The sequence below is a fragment of the Massilia agri genome (assembly GCF_024753255.1).
Classification (GTDB): Bacteria; Pseudomonadota; Gammaproteobacteria; order Burkholderiales; family Burkholderiaceae_D; genus Telluria; species Telluria agri.
In genome coordinates, this window is record NZ_JANUHA010000014.1 from 45,747 (window position 1) to 65,831 (window position 20,085).

The window sequence follows — 20,085 nt, forward strand, 5'->3', positions numbered from 1 at the left end:
GGTTTATCGACGTTCTTATAATTTTCCGTTGTCAGTAGACTTCACGGATGTAGATCACGGGGCTGCGGTAGGCGCCGATGGTGATCTGGCCGTACATGCTTGGCAACCATTCCGGGCTCTTCATCTTGATGCGGAAACTGCCGTAGCGGCCGGCGCCCAAGGGCGCGAGCATGAACCGGGTGCCGCCGGAAACCAGGCTCAGCTCACCCGGGCTGGAGGTCTTGACCAGGGTGGTGTCGCAGACGCGTCCGCCGCTCGCACTCATGACGCTGAGCCGGTTCGGGCAGCCGCTGAACATGGCCTGGTCGGTCTTCAACACCTCGTTCGATTTGAGGGAGGTGTTGTTTTCCCAGCTCTTGCCGGTCCAGTACTGGGCGCGCATCGGAATCGGCGTCTTCAGCAGTTCGGAGCCGATGACGTTGTCGATCGCCAGGCGGCCATTGATGACCATGATGCCGCCCTCTTGCGATTCCGCGACCTCGCTCTGCACCGAGGACACATTCAGCTTCACTCCCATGCGGTTGTCGACGGCCGTGGCGCGCAGGTACACCGCGGTTGGCGCCGCCCAGCCAGTTTTCTCCGTGTCGGCGTTAAAGGGATTTCCAAGCCCGAATTGCACCGTGCGGGTAGTGGCCGCCCCCGGCGTATCGACGAGGCCAGGAAGGAATTTCGTGCCGAATGCGACGCCGCTGCCGGGGGCATCGACCGCCGACAGCGTCAGCTTCGGTACGAGGCTGGGGATGGCGGCCGTGTCGAAATACTTGAGTTCGCTTCCATTCTCGTCGAGCGCGGTGATCCTGGCGGTGAAGGGCTGCATCGAGTAGACGGCGTCGCTGATGCTGGCCAGGCCGACGGAGGGGCAATTCATGCGCGCCAGGCAGGCAAAACCTGGTCCGGCATCGGTCTTGAAAGCAGCCGGATAGAAGCGGCCCACGTCCTGCGTGCCGATCGCCGCCGGTTTCTCACCGAGATAGTCATTCAGCGACACTTTCAGGTTGAAACTGCCGATATCGCTCCAGTAGAAATCGCTGCCGATGAAAGCGCCGCTGCCCGGATATTCGCCCCCGAGCCCGGCCCAGGGCTCCTTGTCGGTCCCTGTGTACGCGTCGAGCCGCTTCATGATCTCGTTCGTCAGCACGGGCCGCCCCGTGCCTGTCTCGGTGCCAAAGCCGGGCAGGCGCTGGGACGTGCTGCTCATGGCGTCGACCTGGATCGTGAAGCGCTCGCCGGCGCGCGCAAAACCGGCGCCCGACAGGCCGACAGCGCCGGTGTTCACCGCGCCGTCCGCGTTCTTGATGGTCAGCTTCAGCGAAGCAGGCATCGAGACGAACTGGGTGAAGCTTCGCGCGCCGGTGCTCGCAGTGCCGCCGGTGCTCAGGTAGAGTTTGACCGAGCCCACGTCGAGGTACTGCAGGTCGTAGCCGAGCGACGCCTTGCCGGCCTGGTACGTCAGTGGGAAGCCTTTCCACAGCTTGGCGTCCGAGGTTGTCGATGCCGCGACGGTCGCGTCAGGCGCGCAGGCCGGCAATTTAATCCCGGACACGGTAGGCTCGACCGTCCCAGGGCCGGCCGGATTGACGCAGCCCGCGGCGGCATACAGGGTGACCGACCCATTGGGCGCGCGCGCCTTGTTGTTGGCGTCGATCGCAGTGATCCAGATCTTCGCCGTATTTCCGGCCACGATGGGGCCGTCGAAGAGTGGACATCCGACGTCGTTGCCGACCAATTCCCCGACCGTGCATTCCTCGGACGTGTACACATAGGAACCGCTCGACGCCGAACCCACAGTCCCGGTCTCGCTACGCTGGTTGTTGTCGCTGACGGGATCGTTGTTGCCGACCACCGTGACGGTCGTCGTCTTGCTGCCGCTCGCATTGCTCGCCACGGTGGCTTTCAGCGTCAGCACCGTCTTCGCGCCCATGTCGAGCGCGCCGCTATAGGTGCAGGTCGCCGCCGTGCCGGAGCCGGTGCAGCTCCAGTTGGTCCCGCTGAACGAGTTATAGCTCAGACCCGCGGGCAAGGTCAGGTTGATCTTGAACGGCCCCTTTTCGGTACCGGGTCCGTTGTTGGTGACGGTCGCCGTGTAAGTGGCGACCGCACCCGGACGCAAGTCGGTGGTGCGAACGAGATCGACCGTCAGGTCGGCCGCCGGCGTATTCGGCACGGCCAGCAGCGCCGCATTGAGCATGACGAGGTCGCCGCCGGTACGGAACAGCGCCGACACGGAGGTCAGCCCGGCCGGCCAGCCGGTCATGCTGTAGGCGTCGAAGTCGATGCCGAGCGAATTGGCGTCGGCGTTGACGCTGCTCCTGGAGTTGAAGTTGTTGCCCGACGGCCCGTAGGTCGACTGGGTCAGCGAGAAGTTGTAAAAGGTCAGCGACTCGCCGTTCTGCGCGATGTCCGAGTCGCCTTCCCAGACCAGGTGACCGAAGCGGCCGACCGACGACGACGAAACGTTGTCGGGCACACGGAAATTCGCCATGTCCAGGCGCACTTCGCTGTTGAGCATGGCTCGGAAACCCTCGTACAGGTTGAGGGTACGGTAGGTCTCGTTCTTTTGCGAGTAGATCACGACCAGTGCATAGCCGCCCAGCACCGCGCTGCGCTCGCACCAGGGGCTGCCGTTCGAGACGCGCAGGCCGGAGAAGGTATAGGTACCGCCGCCCTTGAGCTTGACGATATCGGTCACATCGGCCGCCGCCGAAAAATAGTTGAAGCCGCCGCCGATCGTCGCCGAGGTGTAGATGCGGCTGCTGGGCGCGGTCACGCTCTTGCTGTTGATCGCCACGGTGGCGTCGGCACTGCCGGAACCGGCCCAGTACAAATGCGCCGACACGACACTCGCTTCCGAAGGCAGGGTCAAGTTAGCGCTCTGTCCGACTTTCTCGCCGTAGACACTGCACGGGCTGGCATTCTTGCCCCGGTCGCGGATCGTCACCTGGGTGCCGGCGAAGTTCACGGTGCCGGTAAAGCTCTTGTGCAAGTACATGGCCGTATCGGCGCGCGCCGGCACGGCGACGAGCAGAACCAGCGCCCAGAAAGCCAGCAGGACCTTCTTCATACCTGCACCTCCAGGCGGCGCTGGACGAAGTCGGGGCTGGCGCCGGCCTGGCCATCGCAACGACCGCCGCTCGGCTGGTTGCAGGCGACCGACTCGATGCGCCAGCGCGTGGTGTTGGCATTGCTGCCGTTGGCGTCCGGCGGCCCGCTGATCACGGTACAGGTGACCGTCACCGTGAAGTTGCCGAGCACGCTGTCGAGGGGCAGCGCGAAAGAGGTGCTGGCGCAGTTATTGTTGCGCAGTTGCTGGAACAGGCCCCATTCGATGCCCGCCCGCGCCGCCTGGTAGGCGCGCGCGCCGTCGAGGTCTAGGCTCGATCCGGCCTGCTGCGCGGTGAAGATGCGCACGGCCGCGACACCCAGGCCCGCCAGGACGACCAGCAGGAAGACCGCGGTGATCAGGCCGATGCCGGCGCTGCGCAGCAGGCGGCGCGGATGGAAGGAAGAACGGACAGGGACGGACATGGCGTTCACGGCGTGTTGTCGACGTGGACCTGGTGCACCAGGCTCACCACGCCATCGCCGCCGCGCGGACGCAGCGACAGGTTGAGGATGACCAGTGCGCTGGCGCGTGTGGCGGCGGTCCCGTACTGGAATACGTTGTTGCAGTTGGCCACGCGGCTCGCGATCACGGCCTGGCGCGGGCTGCCCTGGGGAGGAAACAGCGGCGCTGCGCTGATGTCGTAGTCCCAGTAGCGCACCAGGCCGACGCTGCCGTCCCGCAGGCGCGTGCACTGGTAGGTCACCGGCGTGGTGACCACCTGGAAGCGGCGGTTGGGCGACACCATCGTCACCTCCTGCATGGCGAAGGCATTGCTCTCCAGGGTCACGATGGGCATCGGGCCGGACGGATTCGCGACCGCCTCGACCCGGGCGATATTGGTGTTCGCGCCGCCGCTGCGAAAGCCGTAGGCGTCCGACGGGACGATGCCGTCGCCCAGGTTGTAGACGACGATGTAGTTGCCGCGCTCGATCGGGCGCATGGTGCCGCCGATGACGGCGAAGCTGCGCTGGTTTGGATCGTCGAAGTCGAGGAAGGGCAAGCCGGGCACGTCGTCGTCGACCGACAGGTAGCGTCCGCCGGTCGAGGTGAGCAGGAATTCGATGGCGCTTCCGTCGGCCGCGACGCGCACGCTGTTCGGCAGCGCCAGGCGCAGGTCGCGCGCCATGCGGCGCAGCGCCAGGTCGGCTTCGTCCGAAACGGAGGCACGCTCGGCGCTTTCCGTGTAGCCGATCACGGGCGCGCGAATGAACACGGCGACGATGCCGGCGACGACGCCGATGATGACGATCACGAGGATCGCCTCGACCAGGGTGAAGCCGCGGCTGGCGCGGTGGCGCGGTAGAGGGCTCATGGGAAGTTCGGCGCGTAGCGCGTGCGGAAGCCGTCCAGCACCACCTGCTCGCTGCCGTAGCTGACGGTGACCCGGATACGCAAAACCTCGGTGTCCGCATTGGCGCCCGCCGCGCCGATGCCGCCCAGGACCTGCGGCGTGATCGTCACGCTGGCCGCGTAGCCGCTCGCCGGCATCGGGTTGCCGTTGGCGTCGCTCAGCTGCCCGTTCAGGTCGAAGGCCGCAGTAGGCTTGTTGGCCGCCGGGACGTAGTCGTTGATGTTGTCGTGCGGCCGGCTCGTGCCTTCGGCGCCCCAGTTCTCGGCCAGGCCATTCTCGCACGCGGCGGCATTGGCGGCGGTGTCGACGTTGCCGGCGGTCGGCTGGCAGAAGGTGAACTTGGCGAGCTGCACTTCTTCCAGCAGGCCCTCCGCAATCATCAGGGCCTGTTTGCGGCGCAGCGGATCGGCGCTGTTCTTGGTCGTCATCGACAGCACGCCGAGCACCGCCATCACGGCGACGCCGACGATGACGATGAAGATGATCAGTTCGATCAGGGTCACGCCGCCCTGCCCGCGCGCACATGGGCGCTTACTGGACATAGCCGGTCTCCTCGGTCACGAAGACGCTCGCGGTATCCCTGCCGCCGCTGATGGTGAGGGCCAGCCCACCCGGGACGGTCCCGGGCAGCACAGGCCGGCCGAGCGCATCGAACATCAGCCAGTCCGGCGAAGGGGACGCGGTCCAGGAAATGCCGGATGGCTTGCCCAGGCAGTACCAGTTGCCGCTGCCGCACTGGCTCCGGGTGGCGTCGTCGCCGGCCGAGAAACCACCGGGGATGGCAACCTGCCTGTCGGCGCTGCATCCGCTCGACGGCATCGCGTGGCACAGCGAGATGCGGCTGTCCTCGAAGCGCACGAAGACGGGCGTGTTTCGGGCAATGGCTGCCTTTTGCGCGTAGCGCAGCATGGCGCGTACTTGCTCGGCATAGGTGGGCACTTCGAAAGCGGGACGGTCGACGAAGCGGCTGGCGCCGATGGCGGCAAGGATGCCGATCAGGATCATCACCACGACCAGCTCCACCATGGTGAAGCCACGGGAACGGGGAATTGTGAGACGGCCGGGTACTCCCACCGGCTGGGAAGAAATCGAGCCTGACACTACGAGAGCTAGTTGCAGTTGTAGATTGCCGCGCCTTCCGTGATGCGTGGCGCACCGCCCGCGACGGTGGGCGGCTTGTAGCTGACGAAGCAGCGGCCGGCATTGGCCGCTGCCACGCCTTTCGGACTCACCTTCAGTTCGCCTTTGTCGGTCTCGAGCGTGTAGTCATCTTCCGAAATGCCGGCGAGTTGTGCAAACTTGCGTGCATCCGCATCGGTACCAGAAGCTGGGAAGCCATTGGTCAGCACGACTTTCACACCTTCGGTAGTGACGCTTGTGGCGCTTGGATTGAGCAGTGCATAGGCATGGGCCATGCCGGCCGTGGAACTGATTGCACCTTTTGCTGCCTTCAGGGTCGCTGCCCGGGCGTCGCCGCCCAGGTCCGCGAATTTCGGCAGCGCCGTCGCTGCCAGGATCCCGAGGATCACGATCACGACGATCAGTTCGATCAGCGTGAAGCCACCCTGGCCAGAGCGATGAGTGCGCATGGGCATCACGTGTCCATCAGGTCTGGGTGGCGGTAGCGATCAGCTGCAGTCGGTGTTCTTTTCGACGATGGTCGGTGCGTTGTTTGCAGCGCTCGGCGCGGTGTACACGACCTGGCAGTCGGTCTTGGTCTTGACGCCCTTCGGGCTCAGGGTCAGGGAAGTCGCGGTCGAAGCGAGGTCGTAGTCGGCGTCGCTGATGCCTGCCACCGCAGCCAGTTCAGTGCCGACAGCCGGATAGCCGAACTTCGCATTGACTTCAACGCCTTCCAGGATGATCTTGCCATCGGTCACACCCTTGATCAGGGCCTGTGCATGCACCAGCGACGAAGCCGATGCGATCGCACCTTTCGCGCCCTTCAGGCTGGCCTTGCGTGCGTCATTGCCCAGGTCGGCGAACTTCGGCAGCGCGGTAGCTGCCAGGATGCCCAGGATGACGATCACGACGATCAGTTCGATCAGGGTGAAACCGCCCTGCTGGCCGGCCTTGAAATTCTTGTTCATGAAGCTCTCTCCGTTAAGAAGTAATGTTGCGGAAACCCGCGTTCTAGTGGTCAGTGGATGCAGGCTTCCCAGTCATCTGGGTAAGCGTGATTCCTCGTTCAGCCTCCCTCCGTTCACCAGTGCTGGTCGGATCAGGCTCACGCGATAATTCTACCTTGAACTTCAGCAATTTCGGTATCTCTGAGGAAAAAGTGTCGCGATACGGCACAAAATTGACGGTACGATCAGAGGGGTCGAAATACCAGTGGCCGTCCTTCACCAGACCGGCGCGTGGGCGATAGTATTCCCCTTGATAGTTAGCCGGAAGGCGCCCCAGCCAGCGGAAGGGATTTTCCTGATGCAGGGTGCTCAATCCGGCCTGATCCCCCGCGCCCTGCAACTGGGCCGCACGCACCGCCATCGCAGTCCGCATGGCGCTTACCAAGCCTTGCGCAGCCACCCGCTGGGATTCCCGCTGATACTCCGCGAGGTGCAGCAGCAGCCCGCAGACCAGCACGGCGCAAAGCGACATGCACACCGCGAACTCCAGCAGCGTGAATCCGCGCGAACGCATCATTTCCCTCCGTGCAGCGCGGCCTGGCCGAGGTCCCAGATCGGCAGGAAGATGCCGAGCGCCAGGATCAGGACCATCACACCCAGGAAGGTGATCAGGATCGGTTCGATCTGGCTCGACAGCGTCTTCAGCTCGTAATCCACTTCGCGCTCGTACATCTGCGCGATTTCGTCCATCAACTCGTCCAGCGAGCCGGATTCCTCGCCCACCGCGATCATCTGCAGCACGATCGGCGTGAAGACGTTGGCGGCCATCGAGGTACGCAGGATGCTCTCGCCACGCTCCACGCCATCGCGCATCTGCTCGATGCGGGAGGCCAGGTAGGTGTTGTCGGCAGTCTGGGACACCACGGTCAGGGCCTGCACGATCGGCACGCCGCTGCGCATCGACAGCGAAAAGCTGCGCGCGAAACGGGCCATGGTCGCCTTGTGAATGATCTTGCCGGCGATCGGCAGCCGCAGCTTGTAGCGGTCCCAGGCCAGCCGTCCCTTGACGGTGGCGGTCCAGCGGATGAAGCCGACCACCGCGGCGACCGTCGTGCCGGCCATCAGCGGCCAGTAATCGACCGTGAACTTCGAGGTCCCGATCAGGATGCGCGTCATCAGGGGCAATTCGGCCCCGAACTGCTTGAACACCGAGCTGAAACTCGGGATCACGAACACGTTCACGATCACCATGGCGATGATCATGGCGATGATGACGAAACTCGGGTAGCGCAGCGCGGTCTTCACGCGTTCGCGCATGTCGCGGTCGAATTCCAGGTGATCGAACAGGCGCAGGAACACTTCCTCCAGGCGGCCGGTCATCTCGCCCACCTTCACCATCGACAGGTAGAAGGTATTGAAGACGAGCGGATGCCGCGCCATCGCGACGGACAGCTCGCGGCCCGAGTCGAGCGATTCGCGCAGGTCCTTGATCACCTTGGCGAAGGACTTGTTGATCGCCGATTCCTGCAGGCCGGCCAGGCCGCGCATGATCGGCACACCGGATTTGAGCAGGGTGTAGATCTGGCGGCTGAAGAGCTGCACGTCCATCGACGTGACCTTCTTGGTCGTCAGGCGCGCCCACAGGCCCTCTTCCCCATCCCTGGAGGCCGGGCCCTTCTTGCTGGGGTTGATCTCGATGGGGGTGGCGCCGCTGCCGAACAGCTGGTCGGCAATCGCGCCACTGTCGACCCCTTCGAGGATCCCGGTGAGCAGCTCGCCGCGCGCATTGCGCGCCTTGTAGGCAAAGTAAGGCATCAGTCGTCGAGCTGGTTACTGATGCGCATCGCCTCGGCGATGGTGGTCCTACCCTGCACCGCCAGGCTCACGCCGTGGCGGCGCAAGGTCTCGCCCTCCATCTCGGCATGCGCCACCTTCAGGAAGTGCGAGGGATCCGGGTGGTTCGCGGCCTCGGTGACGGCGCGCGTCATCTCGAGCAGTTCGTAGACGCCGGTACGGCCGCGATAGCCGGTGCCGTTGCAGTGCGAGCAGCCCTTCCCGTGGAAGAACTGGGTCGACACGGCGCGCTCGCCGAGTTCCTGCAGCACCCAGGTCAGCTCGGCCGGGGTCGGGCGGTATGCCGTGGTGCAGCTCTCGCAAATCACGCGCACCAGGCGCTGGGCCAGCACGGCCTGCAAGGAACCGCCCACCATATAGCGCGGCACGCCCATGTCCATCAGGCGCAGCGGGGTCGAAGCGGCGGAGTTGGTGTGCAGGGTGGACAGGACCAGGTGACCGGTCATGGCGGCGCGCAGGCCGATCTGGGCGGTTTCCTGGTCGCGCATCTCGCCGACCAGCACGATGTCCGGGTCCTGGCGCAGGGCGGAACGCAGCACGCGCGCGAAGGAGAGGTCGATCTTGTCGTTGACCTGCACCTGGTTGATGCCGGGCAGGCGGTATTCGACCGGGTCCTCGACGGTGATGAGCTTCTTCTCGACCGAGTTCAGTTCGGACAGCGCGCTGTACAGGGTCGTGGTCTTGCCGCTACCCGTGGGGCCGGTCACCAGCACCAGGCCGTTGGGCCGCTGGACGATGGCGCGGAAGCGCTCGACGATCCGCGGCGGCATGCCGATCGCGTCCAGGCGCAGGTTCATGCCGACCTGGCTCAGCAGACGCATGACGACCGACTCGCCGTACTGGGTCGGCATGGTCGAGATACGCACGTCGATGCGCTGGTTGCGCACTTTCACGGCGAAGCGGCCGTCCTGCGGCAGGCGCTTTTCCGAGATGTCGAGGTCGGCCATCAGCTTCAGGCGCAGCGCCAGCGGCGTCGCGACCTTGATGTCGGCCTCGGTCTGCAGGTGCAGCACGCCGTCGATGCGGAAGCGGATCGCCAGGCGGCCGTCCTGCGGCTCGATGTGGATGTCCGATGCGCGCACCTGGGCCGCGTCGTCAAACACCGACTGCAGCAGCTTGACGATCGGCGCCTCTTCCAGGCCCGGGTTGGCGGCCAGGGCGCCGAAGTCGATCGAGGTGTCGCCGAGGTCCTGCTCGACCTCGCGCGCGAAGTCGGTGATCTGTTCGGTGCGGCGGTAGATGCGGTCGATGGCCCCCAGGACCTCGGTCTCGTTGACCACCGCCAGCTCCACCCCTTTTTTCAGCAGGCGCGCGATTTCGTCGTAGGCGAACAGGTCGGTCGGGTCGGACACGCCCACCAGCATGGTCTCGCGGCGGTCTTCCAGCACCAGCGCACGGAAGCGCCGCGCGGCCGTCTCCGGCAGCAGGCGCACGAGTTCCGCGTTGATGTTGTAGAACTTGAGGGTGATGTAGGGGATGTTCAGCTGGCGCGCCAGCGCGCCCGAGATCTGCTCTTCGGTGACGAAGCCGTTCTCGACGAAGACACGGCCCAGCTTGCGCCCGGTGCGCTTCTGGTCCGCCAGCGCCTGGTTGAGCTGGTCTTCCGACAGCAGCTTCTGCGAGATCAGCACCTCGCCGAGGCGAATTTTTTCCGGCCTTGCCATGAACATCCCTTTTGGTTATATCTTGCAGTAAACATTTTATGCCAGAACCCACTGAAATTGACTGGGGGAATTAGCTCTTCATAGGCAAAGTGTCGCCGTTTCGCCTCGACGAAATGGCATCGCGGTGTAAGATGGGCAAGCCCTCCCTTTGCAACAAGGATTTCGATGAGCGAACCAGCACAGCGCCGCCGCGTCTACCTGATGCGGCACGGCAGCGTCACCTACTTCGACGAGAGCGGCAAGCCTTTCCTGCCCGAGACCGTCCCCCTGAACGAAGATGGCCGCGCGCAGGCCGACGCGGCCGGCCGCGCCTTCCGCGAATCCGGCGTGCACTTCGACCGCGTCATCGTGTCCGGCCTGCCGCGCACCAGCGAGACGGCGCAGCGCGTACTGCTGGCAAGCGGCCAGGCGATCGAAGCGGAGGTATGGCCCGAGCTGCACGAGATTCGCGGCGGCCGCCTGTCCAGCATCCCCGCGAGCGAACTGCGGCGTGCCTTCACCGGCGCCTTCGAGGGCATGGTCGACGAGGAACAGCGCTTCCTCGGCGGCGAATCGGTGGGCGAGATGATGGACCGGGTCCACCCGGCGATCGCGCGCCTGCGGGCCCAGGAGGACTGGGACACGGTACTGCTGGTCCTGCATGGGGGCGTCAACTGCGCGATCCTGTCCCTGGCCCTGACCGGGCAGAGGCTTTTCCTGGGCGGACTGTCGCAGGCGGCCGGCTGCATCAATGCGCTCGATGTGGGCACAGAGGCTGCCGACTGGGTGGTCCGCTTCGTCAATTACGTCCCCCCTGCCCCGCTGCAGCCGGGTGCGCGCACCACGACGATGGAGCAGTTGTTCGAGCAATACCGCCGGGGCCGCTGATTTTTTGGCCAGAAATAGCACGCCCGTACATTTTTTGACGGGTTCGGGCTAGAATGAAGAACAAACACAAGAACGGAGACACCATGTACGAGGAAATGATGGGCACCAAGCCCGTGTCCGAACGGCAGCGCTTCGATGTCGATGCGCTGGGCGCCTGGTTGTCCGCCAACGTGGACGGCTTCCCCGGCGGCCCGATCCAGGTCGAACAGTTCAAGGGCGGCCAATCGAACCCCACCTTCAAGCTGAGCGCAGGCGAGCGGCGCTACGTGCTGCGCACCAAGCCCGGCCCTGCGGCCAAGCTGCTGCCTTCGGCCCACGCCATCGACCGCGAATACCGCGTGATGAACGCCCTGCACGGCGCCGGCTTCCCGGTGCCGCGCCAGCTGGCCCTGTGCCTGGACGAATCCGTCATTGGCCGCGCCTTCTTCCTGATGGAGTTCATCGAAGGCCGGGTGCTGTGGGACCAGTCCCTGCCCGGCATGACCCCAAGCGAACGCGCCGCCATCTACGACGAGCAGAACCGCGTCATCGCCCAGCTGCACACCGTGGACTACGCGGCCATTGGCCTGGGCGACTACGGCAAGCCAGGCAACTACTTTGCCCGCCAGATCGAGCGCTGGACGAAACAGTACCAGGCCTCCGCGACCGAGCCGATCGAAGCAATGGACCGCCTGATCGAATGGCTGCCCCAGCATATCCCGCCGGGCGACGACACCAGCATCGTCCACGGCGACTACCGCCTCGACAATATGATCTTCCACCCGACCGAGCCGCGCATCCTGGCCGTGCTGGACTGGGAGCTGTCGACCCTGGGCCATCCGGCCGCCGACTTTTCCTACCACTGCATGAGCTGGCACATCCCGCCGGGACGCTTCCGCGGCATCGCGGGCCTGGACCTGCTTGGGCTCGGCATCCCTTCGATGGAGGACTACGTGGCGCGCTATTGTGAACGCACAGGCAAGACGATCCGCGCCGAGGACTTCGATTTTTATCTCGCCTACAACATGTTCCGCCTGGCGGGCATCATGCAGGGCATCATGAAGCGCTACGTCGACGGCACCGCCTCCAGCGCCCAGGCCCTGGAGAACGGCAAGGCTGCCCGGCCGATGGCCGAGATGGCATGGGGCTTCGCCTCGCGCAGCCGCTGACATCCCTTTCACCCCGAGGACCCGCACATGGATTTCGCCTATTCGGACCGCTGCAAGGAATTGCAGGCGCGCCTGCTCGCCTTCATGGACGAGCACATTTACCCTAATGAACGCGCTTTCAACGAAGAGGTCGCGGCCAATGCGCGCGACAAGGGCACGCGCTGGCTGCCCCTGGAGCTGATCGAGCGCCTCAAGCCGCTGGCGCGCGACGCCGGCCTGTGGAACCTGTTCCTGCCCAAGTCCAGCAGGGCTCCCGAGGGCCTGTCGAACCTCGACTATGCGCCGCTGTGCGAGATCATGGGCCGCGTGCCCTGGGCGCCCGAGGTCTTCAATTGCTCGGCGCCGGACACGGGGAATATGGAAACCCTGGAACGCTACGCGCCTGATGAGATCAAGAACGCCTGGCTCGAGCCGCTGCTGCGCGGCGAGATCCGCTCGGCCTTTGCGATGACGGAGCCGGACGTCGCTTCCTCGGATGCGACCAATATCGCCACCCGGATCGAACGCGATGGAGACGAGTACATCATCAACGGCCACAAATGGTGGATCTCGGGCGCCGGCGACCCGCGCTGCAAGGTCTTCATCGTGATGGGCAAGACCGATCCGGAAGCAAGCCGCCACCAGCAGCAGTCGATGATCGTGGTCCCCGCCGATACGCCCGGCATCACCATCGTGCGTCCCCTGCCCGTCTTCGGCTACGACGACGCACCGCATGGCCACTGCGAGATCCTGTTCGAGAACGTACGCGTACCAGGCACGAACATGCTGCTGGGCGAAGGGCGCGGCTTCGAGATCGCCCAGGGCCGCCTGGGCCCGGGCCGCATCCACCACTGCATGCGCGCCATCGGCGTGGCCGAGCGTGCGCTGGAACTGATGTGCCGGCGCCTGGACAGCCGCGTGGCCTTCGGCCGCAGGATCTCGGAACAGGGCGTGTGGCGCGAGCGGATCGCGGAAGCGCGCATCCGCATCGACACCGCGCGCCTCCTGACCCTGAAGACCGCCTACATGATGGACACGGTCGGCAACAAGCACGCCCAGGCGGAGATCGCGATGATCAAGGTGCTGGCGCCTACCGTGGCCCAGGACGTGCTGGACTGGGCGATCCAGGCCCACGGCGCGGCGGGCGTGTCCGAGGAGTTCCCGCTCGCCTACCAGTGGGCCGGCAACCGCACCCTGCGCCTGGCCGACGGGCCGGACGAGGTGCATCGCAATGCGATTGCCAAGCTGGAGCTGGCGAAGTACGCCAGGCCGGCAGGCTGACGCCGCACGCTACGAAAACGCACGAACGAGGAAGTCGGCGACACACACCGGCTTCCCGCCTCTCTCGCTTTCCACTGTGACGGACCACCCCAGCTGGACGCCGCCCTCGATCCGATCGACCGCCGCCAGGGTCCAGCGCCCGCGCACCCGGCTGTCTACCTGCAGCGGCGCGGGAAAGCGGACCTTGTTCAGGCCGTAGTTCAAGCCCATGCGCATGCCCTCGATAACGATCGCGCTCTCGAGCATCGCGGGCAGCAGCGACAGGGTCAGGAAGCCGTGCGCCACGGGCGCCCCGAAGGGCGACTCGCGGGCGCAGCGCTCGGGGTCGACGTGGATCCACTGGCGGTCTTCGGTGGCTTCGGCGAAGCCGCCTATGCGCGCCTGGTCCACCAGGAACCACTCGGATACGGCGACCTCCCGGCCCACCAGGCCGGGCAGCTTGTCGAAGGGCAGGCGTTCAGGCATCGCCACCTCCCCTTGGCGCCCGGCCGAACATGCCCATGCCCTCGATCGTGCAGATCTCCTCGCCGTGCTGGTTGCTCGCCACCCACTTCGACCACACGACGCCGCGATCCGGCTTGGAGTTCGAGGCCTTCACCCCCGTCGTGAGGTAGCGGACCCTGAGCGTGTCGCCGGCGCGCAGGGGTTTCAGCCAGCGCACGCCATCGAGGCCGGGCGAGCCCATGCTCGAGGCGCTGCACATCAGGCCATCGACCACCATGCGCATCATCATGCTGCAGGTGTGCCAGCCACTGGCGATCACGCCGCCGTAGATCGAGGCTTCGGCCGCCGCGCGGTCCACGTGGAAGGGCTGCGGGTCGAATTCGCGGGCGAAGGCGATGATCTCGTCTTCGCTCACGGTACGCGCGCCGAGGTCGATCTCCTGGCCGGCGAAGAAGTCCTCGAAGTACCAGTGCTTGCGCTCGTCCTTCACGCCGCCTCCTGGAAGCATGGAGCGGCGATGAAGCGCGCCAGGTGGTGGTCGCGGTCGCCCAGGGTGAGTTCGATCATCGACAGGCGCTTGAAATAGTGGGCGGCCGCGAGTTCATCGGTGACGCCCATGCCGCCATGCAGCTGCACCGCCTGCTGGCCGATGAAACGGGCGGCCTGGCCCACCCGGTACTTGGCGGCGGAGACCACGCGGCGGCGTTCGGCGGCGTCGTCACCGTCGAGCTTGACCGCCGCGAGCAGCGCCATCGAGCGCGCCTGTTCGAGGTGGATGTACATGTCGGCCATGCGGTGCTGCAGGGCCTGGAACTTGCCGATCGGGACGCCGAACTGCTGGCGCGTCTTGAGGTAGTCCAGGGTGGCGTCGAACAGCGCTTCCATCGCACCGAGGGCCTCGGCGCACAGGAGGCCCGCGCCATGGTCCGCGCCGGCTTCGAGGATGTCCCAGCCGGCGCCGGCCTCGCCAAGCAGCGCGGCGGCCGGCACCTCCACGGCGTCGAAGCGCACGTCCGCGGCGCGCAGGCCGTCCAGGGTGCGGTAGCCGGTCACGTGCACGCCCGGCGTATCGAGGGGCACCGCGAACAGGCTGATGCCTGCCTCCTCGCACTGCTCGCCGCTGCTGCGCGCCGAGACGACCAGCACATCGGCTTGGGCGCCATGGATGACGGCCTTCTTCTCGCCGCTCAGGCGCCAGCCCTCGCCCGTCGCTTCAGCGCGGGTCGCGATGTCGCGCAGTTCGTGGCGCGACTGGCGCTCGCCCAGCGCGCAGGCCAGTTTCAGCTCGCCCGCCGCTACCTTCCCGAGCAGGTCGGCGTGCTTGCCGCCGAGCTTGAGGAAGTGGGCGCCCAGCACGGTGGCGAAGTAGGGTTCGACGACCAGGCCGCGGCCCAGTTCGCGCATGACGACGAAGAGGTCGACGGCCCCGCCATCGAAGCCGCCCTGCTGCTCCGGCACCGGCAAGGCCGTCATGCCCAGCTCGGCGAGGGTCGCCCAGGCCTCGTCGGACACGCCCTGTTCGGAGGCCACGATGGCGCGGCGCTGTTCGAAACCGTAGTCGCGCCCGATCCAGCGCCTGAGCGCATCGGCGAACTGCTGCTGCTCTTCCTTGTAGTTGAAGTTCATCGTGTCCTCCTCACAGGCCCAGGATCATCTGGGTGATGATGTTGCGCTGGATCTCGTTCGAGCCCCCGTAGATGGAGGTCTTGCGGTAGTTGAAGTAGTAGGAGGCAAGCGGCGCAGCCAGGTCGTCGCCGGCCACGCTGTGCTCCTCTTCTCCCTCCAGGAAGGCCGGATCGAAAGGCAGGGCCATCGGGCCGGCCGCTTCCAGCATCAATTCGGTGAGCATCTGCTGGATGTCGGTGCCGCGCACCTTCAGCAGCGAAGCTTCGGGTCCCGGCGCCTTATTGGCCTGGGCCAGCACGCGCAGCACCGTCATCTCGAGCGCCATCAGCTCGATCTCGAGGTCGGCGACCTTGGCCGCGAACAGCGGGTCTTCCAGCAGTGGACGGCCGTTCTTCTGCTCGCGGCGCGCCAGGCGCTTGAGGAAAGCCAGCTCGCGCTTGCTGCGGCCGACGGCGGCGATGCCGGTGCGTTCGTGGCCGAGCAGGTATTTGGCGTACGTCCAGCCGCGGTTCTCCTGGCCCACCAGGTTGGCGGCGGGCACGCGGACGTTATCGAAGAAGACTTCATTCACCTCGTGGTCTTCGTCGAGCATGATGATCGGGCGCACCGTGATGCCGGGCGAGTGCATGTCGATCAGGAGGAAGGAGATGCCCTCCTGCTTGCGCACCGAGCTGTCGGTGCGGACCAGGCAGAAGATCATGTCGGCGTGCTGGGCCAGCGTGGTCCAGGTCTTCTGGCCGTTGACGATGTAGTGTTCGCCCTGGGCGTCCACACCTCGAACGGCGGTGGTCTTGAGGGACGCAAGGTCGGACCCGGAGCCGGGTTCGGAATAGCCCTGGCACCACCAGTCCTCGCAGGACAGGATGCGCGGCAGGAAGTGGTCTTTCTGCTCCTGCGAGCCGAAGGCCATGATCACGGGCGCCACCATGTCGATCCCGAAGGGCATCACGCGCGGCGTGCCGGCACGGGCGCACTCTTCCTCGAAGATGTGGCGCTGTACCGGCGTCCAGCCGGGGCCGCCGAATTCGACCGGCCAGCCGGGCGCGACCCAGCCCTGTTTGGCGAGGATGCGGTGCCAGCGCACGAAGTCGTCCTTGCTCAGGCGCAGGTGGCCCAGCACCTTGGCGCGCAAGTCTTCAGGTAGATGGGAATCGAGGAAGGCGCGGACCTGGTCGCGAAAGGCCAGGTCCTCGTCTGAGTAGTGCAGGTCCATGTCGTCTCCTTGTTATTCGGCCGCCAGAAAAAGCACGAGCGTTCACAAGGATTGTACAGGAATTGGACTTGCTGCCAAGCGGGAAAAACCAGCGACAAGCTGTCGCCATGCGGGGTAGACCCCTACCCCGCGCACGGTGCGATTACTGCTTGCGACGACGGCCCAGGGCGCCGGCGCCCAACATACCAGCCAGCATCAGTGCGACGCTCGACGGTTCCGGAACTGCAGCCGGATCGACGGCATCCACGGCCGGGAGCTGCACCTGGCCGCTGTTGCCGCTGTTGCCCGACGGCGTGCCGCTATCGCCGGGGATGAACGGTTCGGTCGCGTTGCCGCCGGAACCGCTGTCGCCCGACGGCATGCCGCTGTCGCCTGACGGCGTGCCGCCGGAGCCCGTGGTCGGGTCGCCCGACGGTGCGCCACCGCCCGCACCGGCTTCAAGGCCGCCACCGCCCGACATGCCTGGCGCGCCGGTGCCGCCGCCAACGATCACGGCGCCGTTCGCGGAGCCGATAACGGACTTGCCTGCACCAAGGGTCGCAGCCAGCACGCCGTGGCCGGACGCCAGCAGGTAATTGCCCTCGATACCGCGTTCGACGAACAGTTGGCCCTGGCCGCTTACCTCGGTCATATTGCTTGACGACTTGTCGAGCAGGACGTCGGTGAGGCTGGCGTCCTTTGCGGTGCTGGCGTGCGAGACGCCGCCCACCAGGTTGACGTTGCCGTTCCCGAGCACGCCGGAACCCAGCACATCAGTGCCGTTGCCGGTAGTCCAGTTATTGAGGAAACCGCCAGTTGCGCTTGCGCTCGAAATCGGATCAGCGTGGGCGAAACCAGTGCAAACCAGCATGACAGCTGCAGCGATGTGACGAATTGCCATGATATCAACTCCTTGGATGGTATGGGATTGTTGTTCTTACAACAGTATGCTCATCCTATCACAAGTAAAAAAGAGGCAATATTCGATGTAACTCAACCGTGCGCGGGGTATGAAGCTAGGAAAAACGCGCTTTTATAAGTAGGAACAATCCTACTCACACTGAGCAACTGGCAATTATTCGTGGCTCGATGAATGATCAGAAATACAATTGCACTTAACATTCTGTGCAATGAAAATGGCCAGGTTGCAAAAGCAGACCTGGCCATTCTTGTCTCCCAGGGGCGTCCGCCCCTGGCATGCATCAGTTACCGGCGCGCGGCGTCGCCATGTAGGGCATGGCGCGCGAGGCCATCCGGGTGTCGGTACGCAGCATGCCCACCTCGTCGGCGAGGATGTTGGCCGCTTCCTGCAGGAAGATGTCCTTGGCATCCTTGGCCGCCTTCTCGGCCGCGATCTCCGCCGCCAGGTCGCGTTCGTCGTACTGCAGGCCGTCATCCTGGCGCGGCACACCGCGCACGGCCGTCACCGCCTTGGCCGGCTTGGTCGGCTCCGGCACCTTGCCGCGCGCCTCCTTGCCGCCCGGCGCAGCGGCCGGCTCGTCGGTCGCGGTACCGGTAGCGCCCGCCAGGCGCGCTTCACGCAGCTTGGCGCGGGCGTCCTGGGCGTCGCGTTCCTTGCGGCGCACGGCCTCGTTCAGCGAAATCGCGTTCTCCTTGCGCAGCTTGAGGATCTCGTCGATGTCTTCCTTGAGGAACTGGAACTCCTTGTCCTTGGCGATGCGCGCCTCATGACGCTGCTGGAGCGGACCGATCAGCTCTTTCAGGTCGCCCGCCGCCGTGTACGAAGCCGGCTTGATCGCCACCCATGGCAAGGCGTTGTCATAGGACGATTCGCCGAAGCCTTCCATGTCGGACAGCTGGGGCAGCTTGATGTCCGGGGTCACGCCACGCAGTTGGGTAGTGCCGCCGTTGATGCGGAAGAATTGGGCGATGGTCATCTTCAGTTCGCCATAACGCACCTTCTCGCCCGGCGCGAATCGGTCGAGGTCGATCAGGGTCTGGACCGTGCCCTTGCCGAAGCTCGGCTCGCCGATGACCAGGCCGCGGCCGTAGTCCTGGATCGCCGCCGCGAAGATTTCCGAGGCCGAGGCCGAGCCACGGTTGATCAGGACGCCCATCGGACCGTCCCAGGCCAGGCCGGCCTGGGTGTCGGCCTCGACCTCGACGCGGCCGGTGGCGTCGCGCTGCTGCACCACCGGGCCCTTGTCGATGAACAGGCCCGTCAGTTCGATGGCTTCCGTCAGCGAGCCGCCGCCGTTGTTGCGCAGGTCGATCAGGACGTTGTCGACCTTCTCTTTCTTGAGCTCGCCCAGGATGCGGGCCACGTCGCGGGTGGCGCTGCGGTAATCCTTGTCGCCGCGGCGGCGTCCCTCGAAGTCGAGGTAGAAGGTCGGCAGCGAGATCACGCCGACACGGCGCTTGAAGGCGCCATCCTTGACTTCAATGATCGACTTCTTGGCGGCCTGCTCTTCCATGCTGATCTTCTTGCGCACCATGGTCACGGTGACGTGCTTCGCGTCCGGGCCGGCGTCGCCGGGTAGCACGTCGAGGCGCACGGTGGTGTTCTTCTCGCCGCGCACCAGCTGCACGACGTCGTCGATGCGCCAGCCGAGCACGTCGGTGAAGGGACCATTGCCCTGGGCCACGCCGACGATCTTGTCGCCCACCTTCAGCTTGCCCGACAAGGCGGCCGGGCTGCCCGGCACGATTTCGCGAATCACGGTGTATTCGTCGCGCGACTGCAGCACGGCGCCGATGCCCTCCAGCGACAGGCGCATGGCAATGTCGAAGTTGTCCGCCGAGCGCGGGCCCAGGTAGTTGGTGTGCGGCTCGATGGCGGTGGCGTACGCGTTCATGAACATCTGGAACACGTCTTCGTTGTTGAGCTTCTTGATACGGCTGACATAGTTCTCGTAGCGCTTGTCGAGCGTGTCGCGGATCGCCTTCTCGTCCTTGCCGGCCAGTTTCAGGCGCAGCCAGTCGTTCTTGACGCGCTTGCGCCACAGTTCGCGGACCTCGTCCTCGCTCTTCGCCCAGGGCGATTTTTCACGGTCGAGCTCGAGCGTCTCGTCGAGGGTGAAGTCGGGCTTGGTCTTGAGCAGCTGGCGCGCGTAGTTCATGCGCTCGGCGAAGCGCTGCAGGAAGAGGTTGTGAATCGCGAACGGCGCCGCCAGGTTCTCGTTGTTGATCGCATCGTCCATCTTGGTGCGCAGCGAAGCGAAGCCGTCGATGTCCGCCTGGACGAAGTACAGCTTCTCGCTGTCCAGGTTCCGGAAATAGTTGTCGAAGATCTTCACCGACATCGCATCGTCGAGCGGCGTGGCCTTGTAGTGGTAGCGGCCAAGGACGCGCGAGGCCCAGAGGGCGGCCTGGGTCTGCTCGGCGAGCGGTTTCATCTGGAGCGGACCGGCCGCCGTGACGGCGGTCTTCGCCGGGGCCACCGCAGCGACCTTCTCCGGCTGGGCGGTGACCACATGGGCCGACATGGCAAAGGCCATTGCGGCCATGAACAGATGATGTTTCTTCATTGGTCGTCTCTCCGAATCG

General features: G+C 65.5%; 19 protein-coding genes. 3 read left to right on the forward strand and 16 right to left on the reverse strand.

Going from position 1 to position 20,085, the window contains the following annotated elements:
* Positions 1 to 31: 31 nt before the first annotated feature.
* The 10 genes from NX780_RS18170 to NX780_RS18215 are packed head-to-tail and all read right to left on the reverse strand — an operon-like array spanning position 32 to position 10,041.
* Positions 32 to 3,061, reverse strand: coding sequence for a DUF11 domain-containing protein (locus tag NX780_RS18170; protein WP_258829289.1), 3,030 nt, complete (start codon positions 3,059 to 3,061; stop codon positions 32 to 34).
* Positions 3,058 to 3,525, reverse strand: coding sequence for a pilus assembly PilX family protein (locus NX780_RS18175; protein WP_258829290.1), 468 nt, complete (start codon positions 3,523 to 3,525; stop codon positions 3,058 to 3,060). Before NX780_RS18175 ends, NX780_RS18170 begins: the two co-directional genes overlap by 4 nt.
* Positions 3,526 to 3,530: 5 nt before the next feature.
* The gene (locus NX780_RS18180) at positions 3,531 to 4,415 is read right to left on the reverse strand and encodes a prepilin-type N-terminal cleavage/methylation domain-containing protein (RefSeq protein WP_258829291.1); all 885 of its coding nucleotides are present in this window, start codon (positions 4,413 to 4,415) and stop codon (positions 3,531 to 3,533) included.
* Positions 4,412 to 4,996, reverse strand: a complete 585-nt coding sequence (locus tag NX780_RS18185; RefSeq protein WP_258829292.1) for a type IV pilus modification PilV family protein — start codon at positions 4,994 to 4,996, stop codon at positions 4,412 to 4,414. The genes NX780_RS18180 and NX780_RS18185 overlap by 4 nt, the downstream gene beginning before the upstream one ends.
* Positions 4,986 to 5,555 (reverse strand): pilus assembly FimT family protein, encoded by a 570-nt coding sequence (locus NX780_RS18190; protein WP_370663626.1) that lies wholly within the window; start codon positions 5,553 to 5,555, stop codon positions 4,986 to 4,988. Before NX780_RS18190 ends, NX780_RS18185 begins: the two co-directional genes overlap by 11 nt.
* An 8-nt stretch (positions 5,556 to 5,563) precedes the next feature.
* Complete coding sequence (locus NX780_RS25250; protein WP_307732937.1) at positions 5,564 to 6,049, reverse strand: type II secretion system protein; 486 nt, start codon at positions 6,047 to 6,049, stop codon at positions 5,564 to 5,566.
* A gap of 33 nt (positions 6,050 to 6,082) precedes the next feature.
* Positions 6,083 to 6,544, reverse strand: a complete 462-nt coding sequence (locus tag NX780_RS25255) for a type II secretion system protein (protein WP_307732939.1) — start codon at positions 6,542 to 6,544, stop codon at positions 6,083 to 6,085.
* A 43-nt stretch (positions 6,545 to 6,587) separates the two neighbouring features.
* Entirely contained in the window at positions 6,588 to 7,100 is a 513-nt protein-coding gene (locus NX780_RS18205) for a type II secretion system protein (protein ID WP_258829293.1), read from the reverse strand.
* A complete protein-coding gene (locus NX780_RS18210) occupies positions 7,097 to 8,338 on the reverse strand; it encodes a type II secretion system F family protein (protein WP_258829294.1) in 1,242 nt (413 codons plus the stop codon). The genes NX780_RS18205 and NX780_RS18210 overlap by 4 nt, the downstream gene beginning before the upstream one ends.
* Positions 8,338 to 10,041 (reverse strand): GspE/PulE family protein, encoded by a 1,704-nt coding sequence (locus NX780_RS18215; RefSeq protein ID WP_258829295.1) that lies wholly within the window; start codon positions 10,039 to 10,041, stop codon positions 8,338 to 8,340. The genes NX780_RS18210 and NX780_RS18215 overlap by 1 nt, the downstream gene beginning before the upstream one ends.
* 165 nt (positions 10,042 to 10,206) lie before the next feature.
* Here NX780_RS18215 and NX780_RS18220 point away from each other — a divergent pair, with 165 nt between their 5' ends.
* The 3 genes from NX780_RS18220 to NX780_RS18230 all read left to right on the forward strand — a co-directional run bounded on the left by NX780_RS18220 (position 10,207) and on the right by NX780_RS18230 (position 13,316).
* A complete protein-coding gene (locus NX780_RS18220; RefSeq protein WP_258829296.1) occupies positions 10,207 to 10,908 on the forward strand; it encodes a histidine phosphatase family protein in 702 nt (233 codons plus the stop codon).
* A gap of 83 nt (positions 10,909 to 10,991) precedes the next feature.
* Positions 10,992 to 12,056 carry a phosphotransferase gene (locus NX780_RS18225; protein WP_258829379.1) on the forward strand — a complete coding sequence of 355 codons (1,065 nt, stop codon included), beginning with the start codon at positions 10,992 to 10,994 and terminating at the stop codon, positions 12,054 to 12,056.
* Between the two features lie 27 nt (positions 12,057 to 12,083).
* Positions 12,084 to 13,316 carry an acyl-CoA dehydrogenase family protein gene (locus tag NX780_RS18230; protein ID WP_258829297.1) on the forward strand — a complete coding sequence of 411 codons (1,233 nt, stop codon included), beginning with the start codon at positions 12,084 to 12,086 and terminating at the stop codon, positions 13,314 to 13,316.
* 9 nt (positions 13,317 to 13,325) lie between these two features.
* Here the strand turns inward: NX780_RS18230 and NX780_RS18235 are convergent, their stop codons facing one another.
* The 6 genes from NX780_RS18235 to NX780_RS18260 form a co-directional block, all read right to left on the reverse strand.
* On the reverse strand, positions 13,326 to 13,781 hold the full coding sequence (locus NX780_RS18235; RefSeq protein WP_258829298.1) for a MaoC family dehydratase: 456 nt from the start codon (positions 13,779 to 13,781) through the stop codon (positions 13,326 to 13,328).
* A complete protein-coding gene (locus tag NX780_RS18240; protein WP_370663627.1) occupies positions 13,774 to 14,250 on the reverse strand; it encodes a MaoC family dehydratase in 477 nt (158 codons plus the stop codon). The genes NX780_RS18235 and NX780_RS18240 overlap by 8 nt, the downstream gene beginning before the upstream one ends.
* On the reverse strand, positions 14,247 to 15,386 hold the full coding sequence (locus NX780_RS18245; protein WP_258829300.1) for an acyl-CoA dehydrogenase family protein: 1,140 nt from the start codon (positions 15,384 to 15,386) through the stop codon (positions 14,247 to 14,249). Before NX780_RS18245 ends, NX780_RS18240 begins: the two co-directional genes overlap by 4 nt.
* 10 nt (positions 15,387 to 15,396) lie before the next feature.
* Positions 15,397 to 16,599 (reverse strand): acyl-CoA dehydrogenase family protein, encoded by a 1,203-nt coding sequence (locus tag NX780_RS18250; RefSeq protein ID WP_258829301.1) that lies wholly within the window; start codon positions 16,597 to 16,599, stop codon positions 15,397 to 15,399.
* A gap of 142 nt (positions 16,600 to 16,741) precedes the next feature.
* Entirely contained in the window at positions 16,742 to 17,479 is a 738-nt protein-coding gene (locus tag NX780_RS18255; RefSeq protein ID WP_258829302.1) for a PEP-CTERM sorting domain-containing protein, read from the reverse strand.
* Between the two features lie 301 nt (positions 17,480 to 17,780).
* Positions 17,781 to 20,066: a carboxy terminal-processing peptidase gene (locus tag NX780_RS18260; protein WP_258829303.1), complete on the reverse strand. Its 2,286-nt coding sequence runs from the start codon at positions 20,064 to 20,066 to the stop codon at positions 17,781 to 17,783.
* Positions 20,067 to 20,085: the final 19 nt, after the last annotated feature.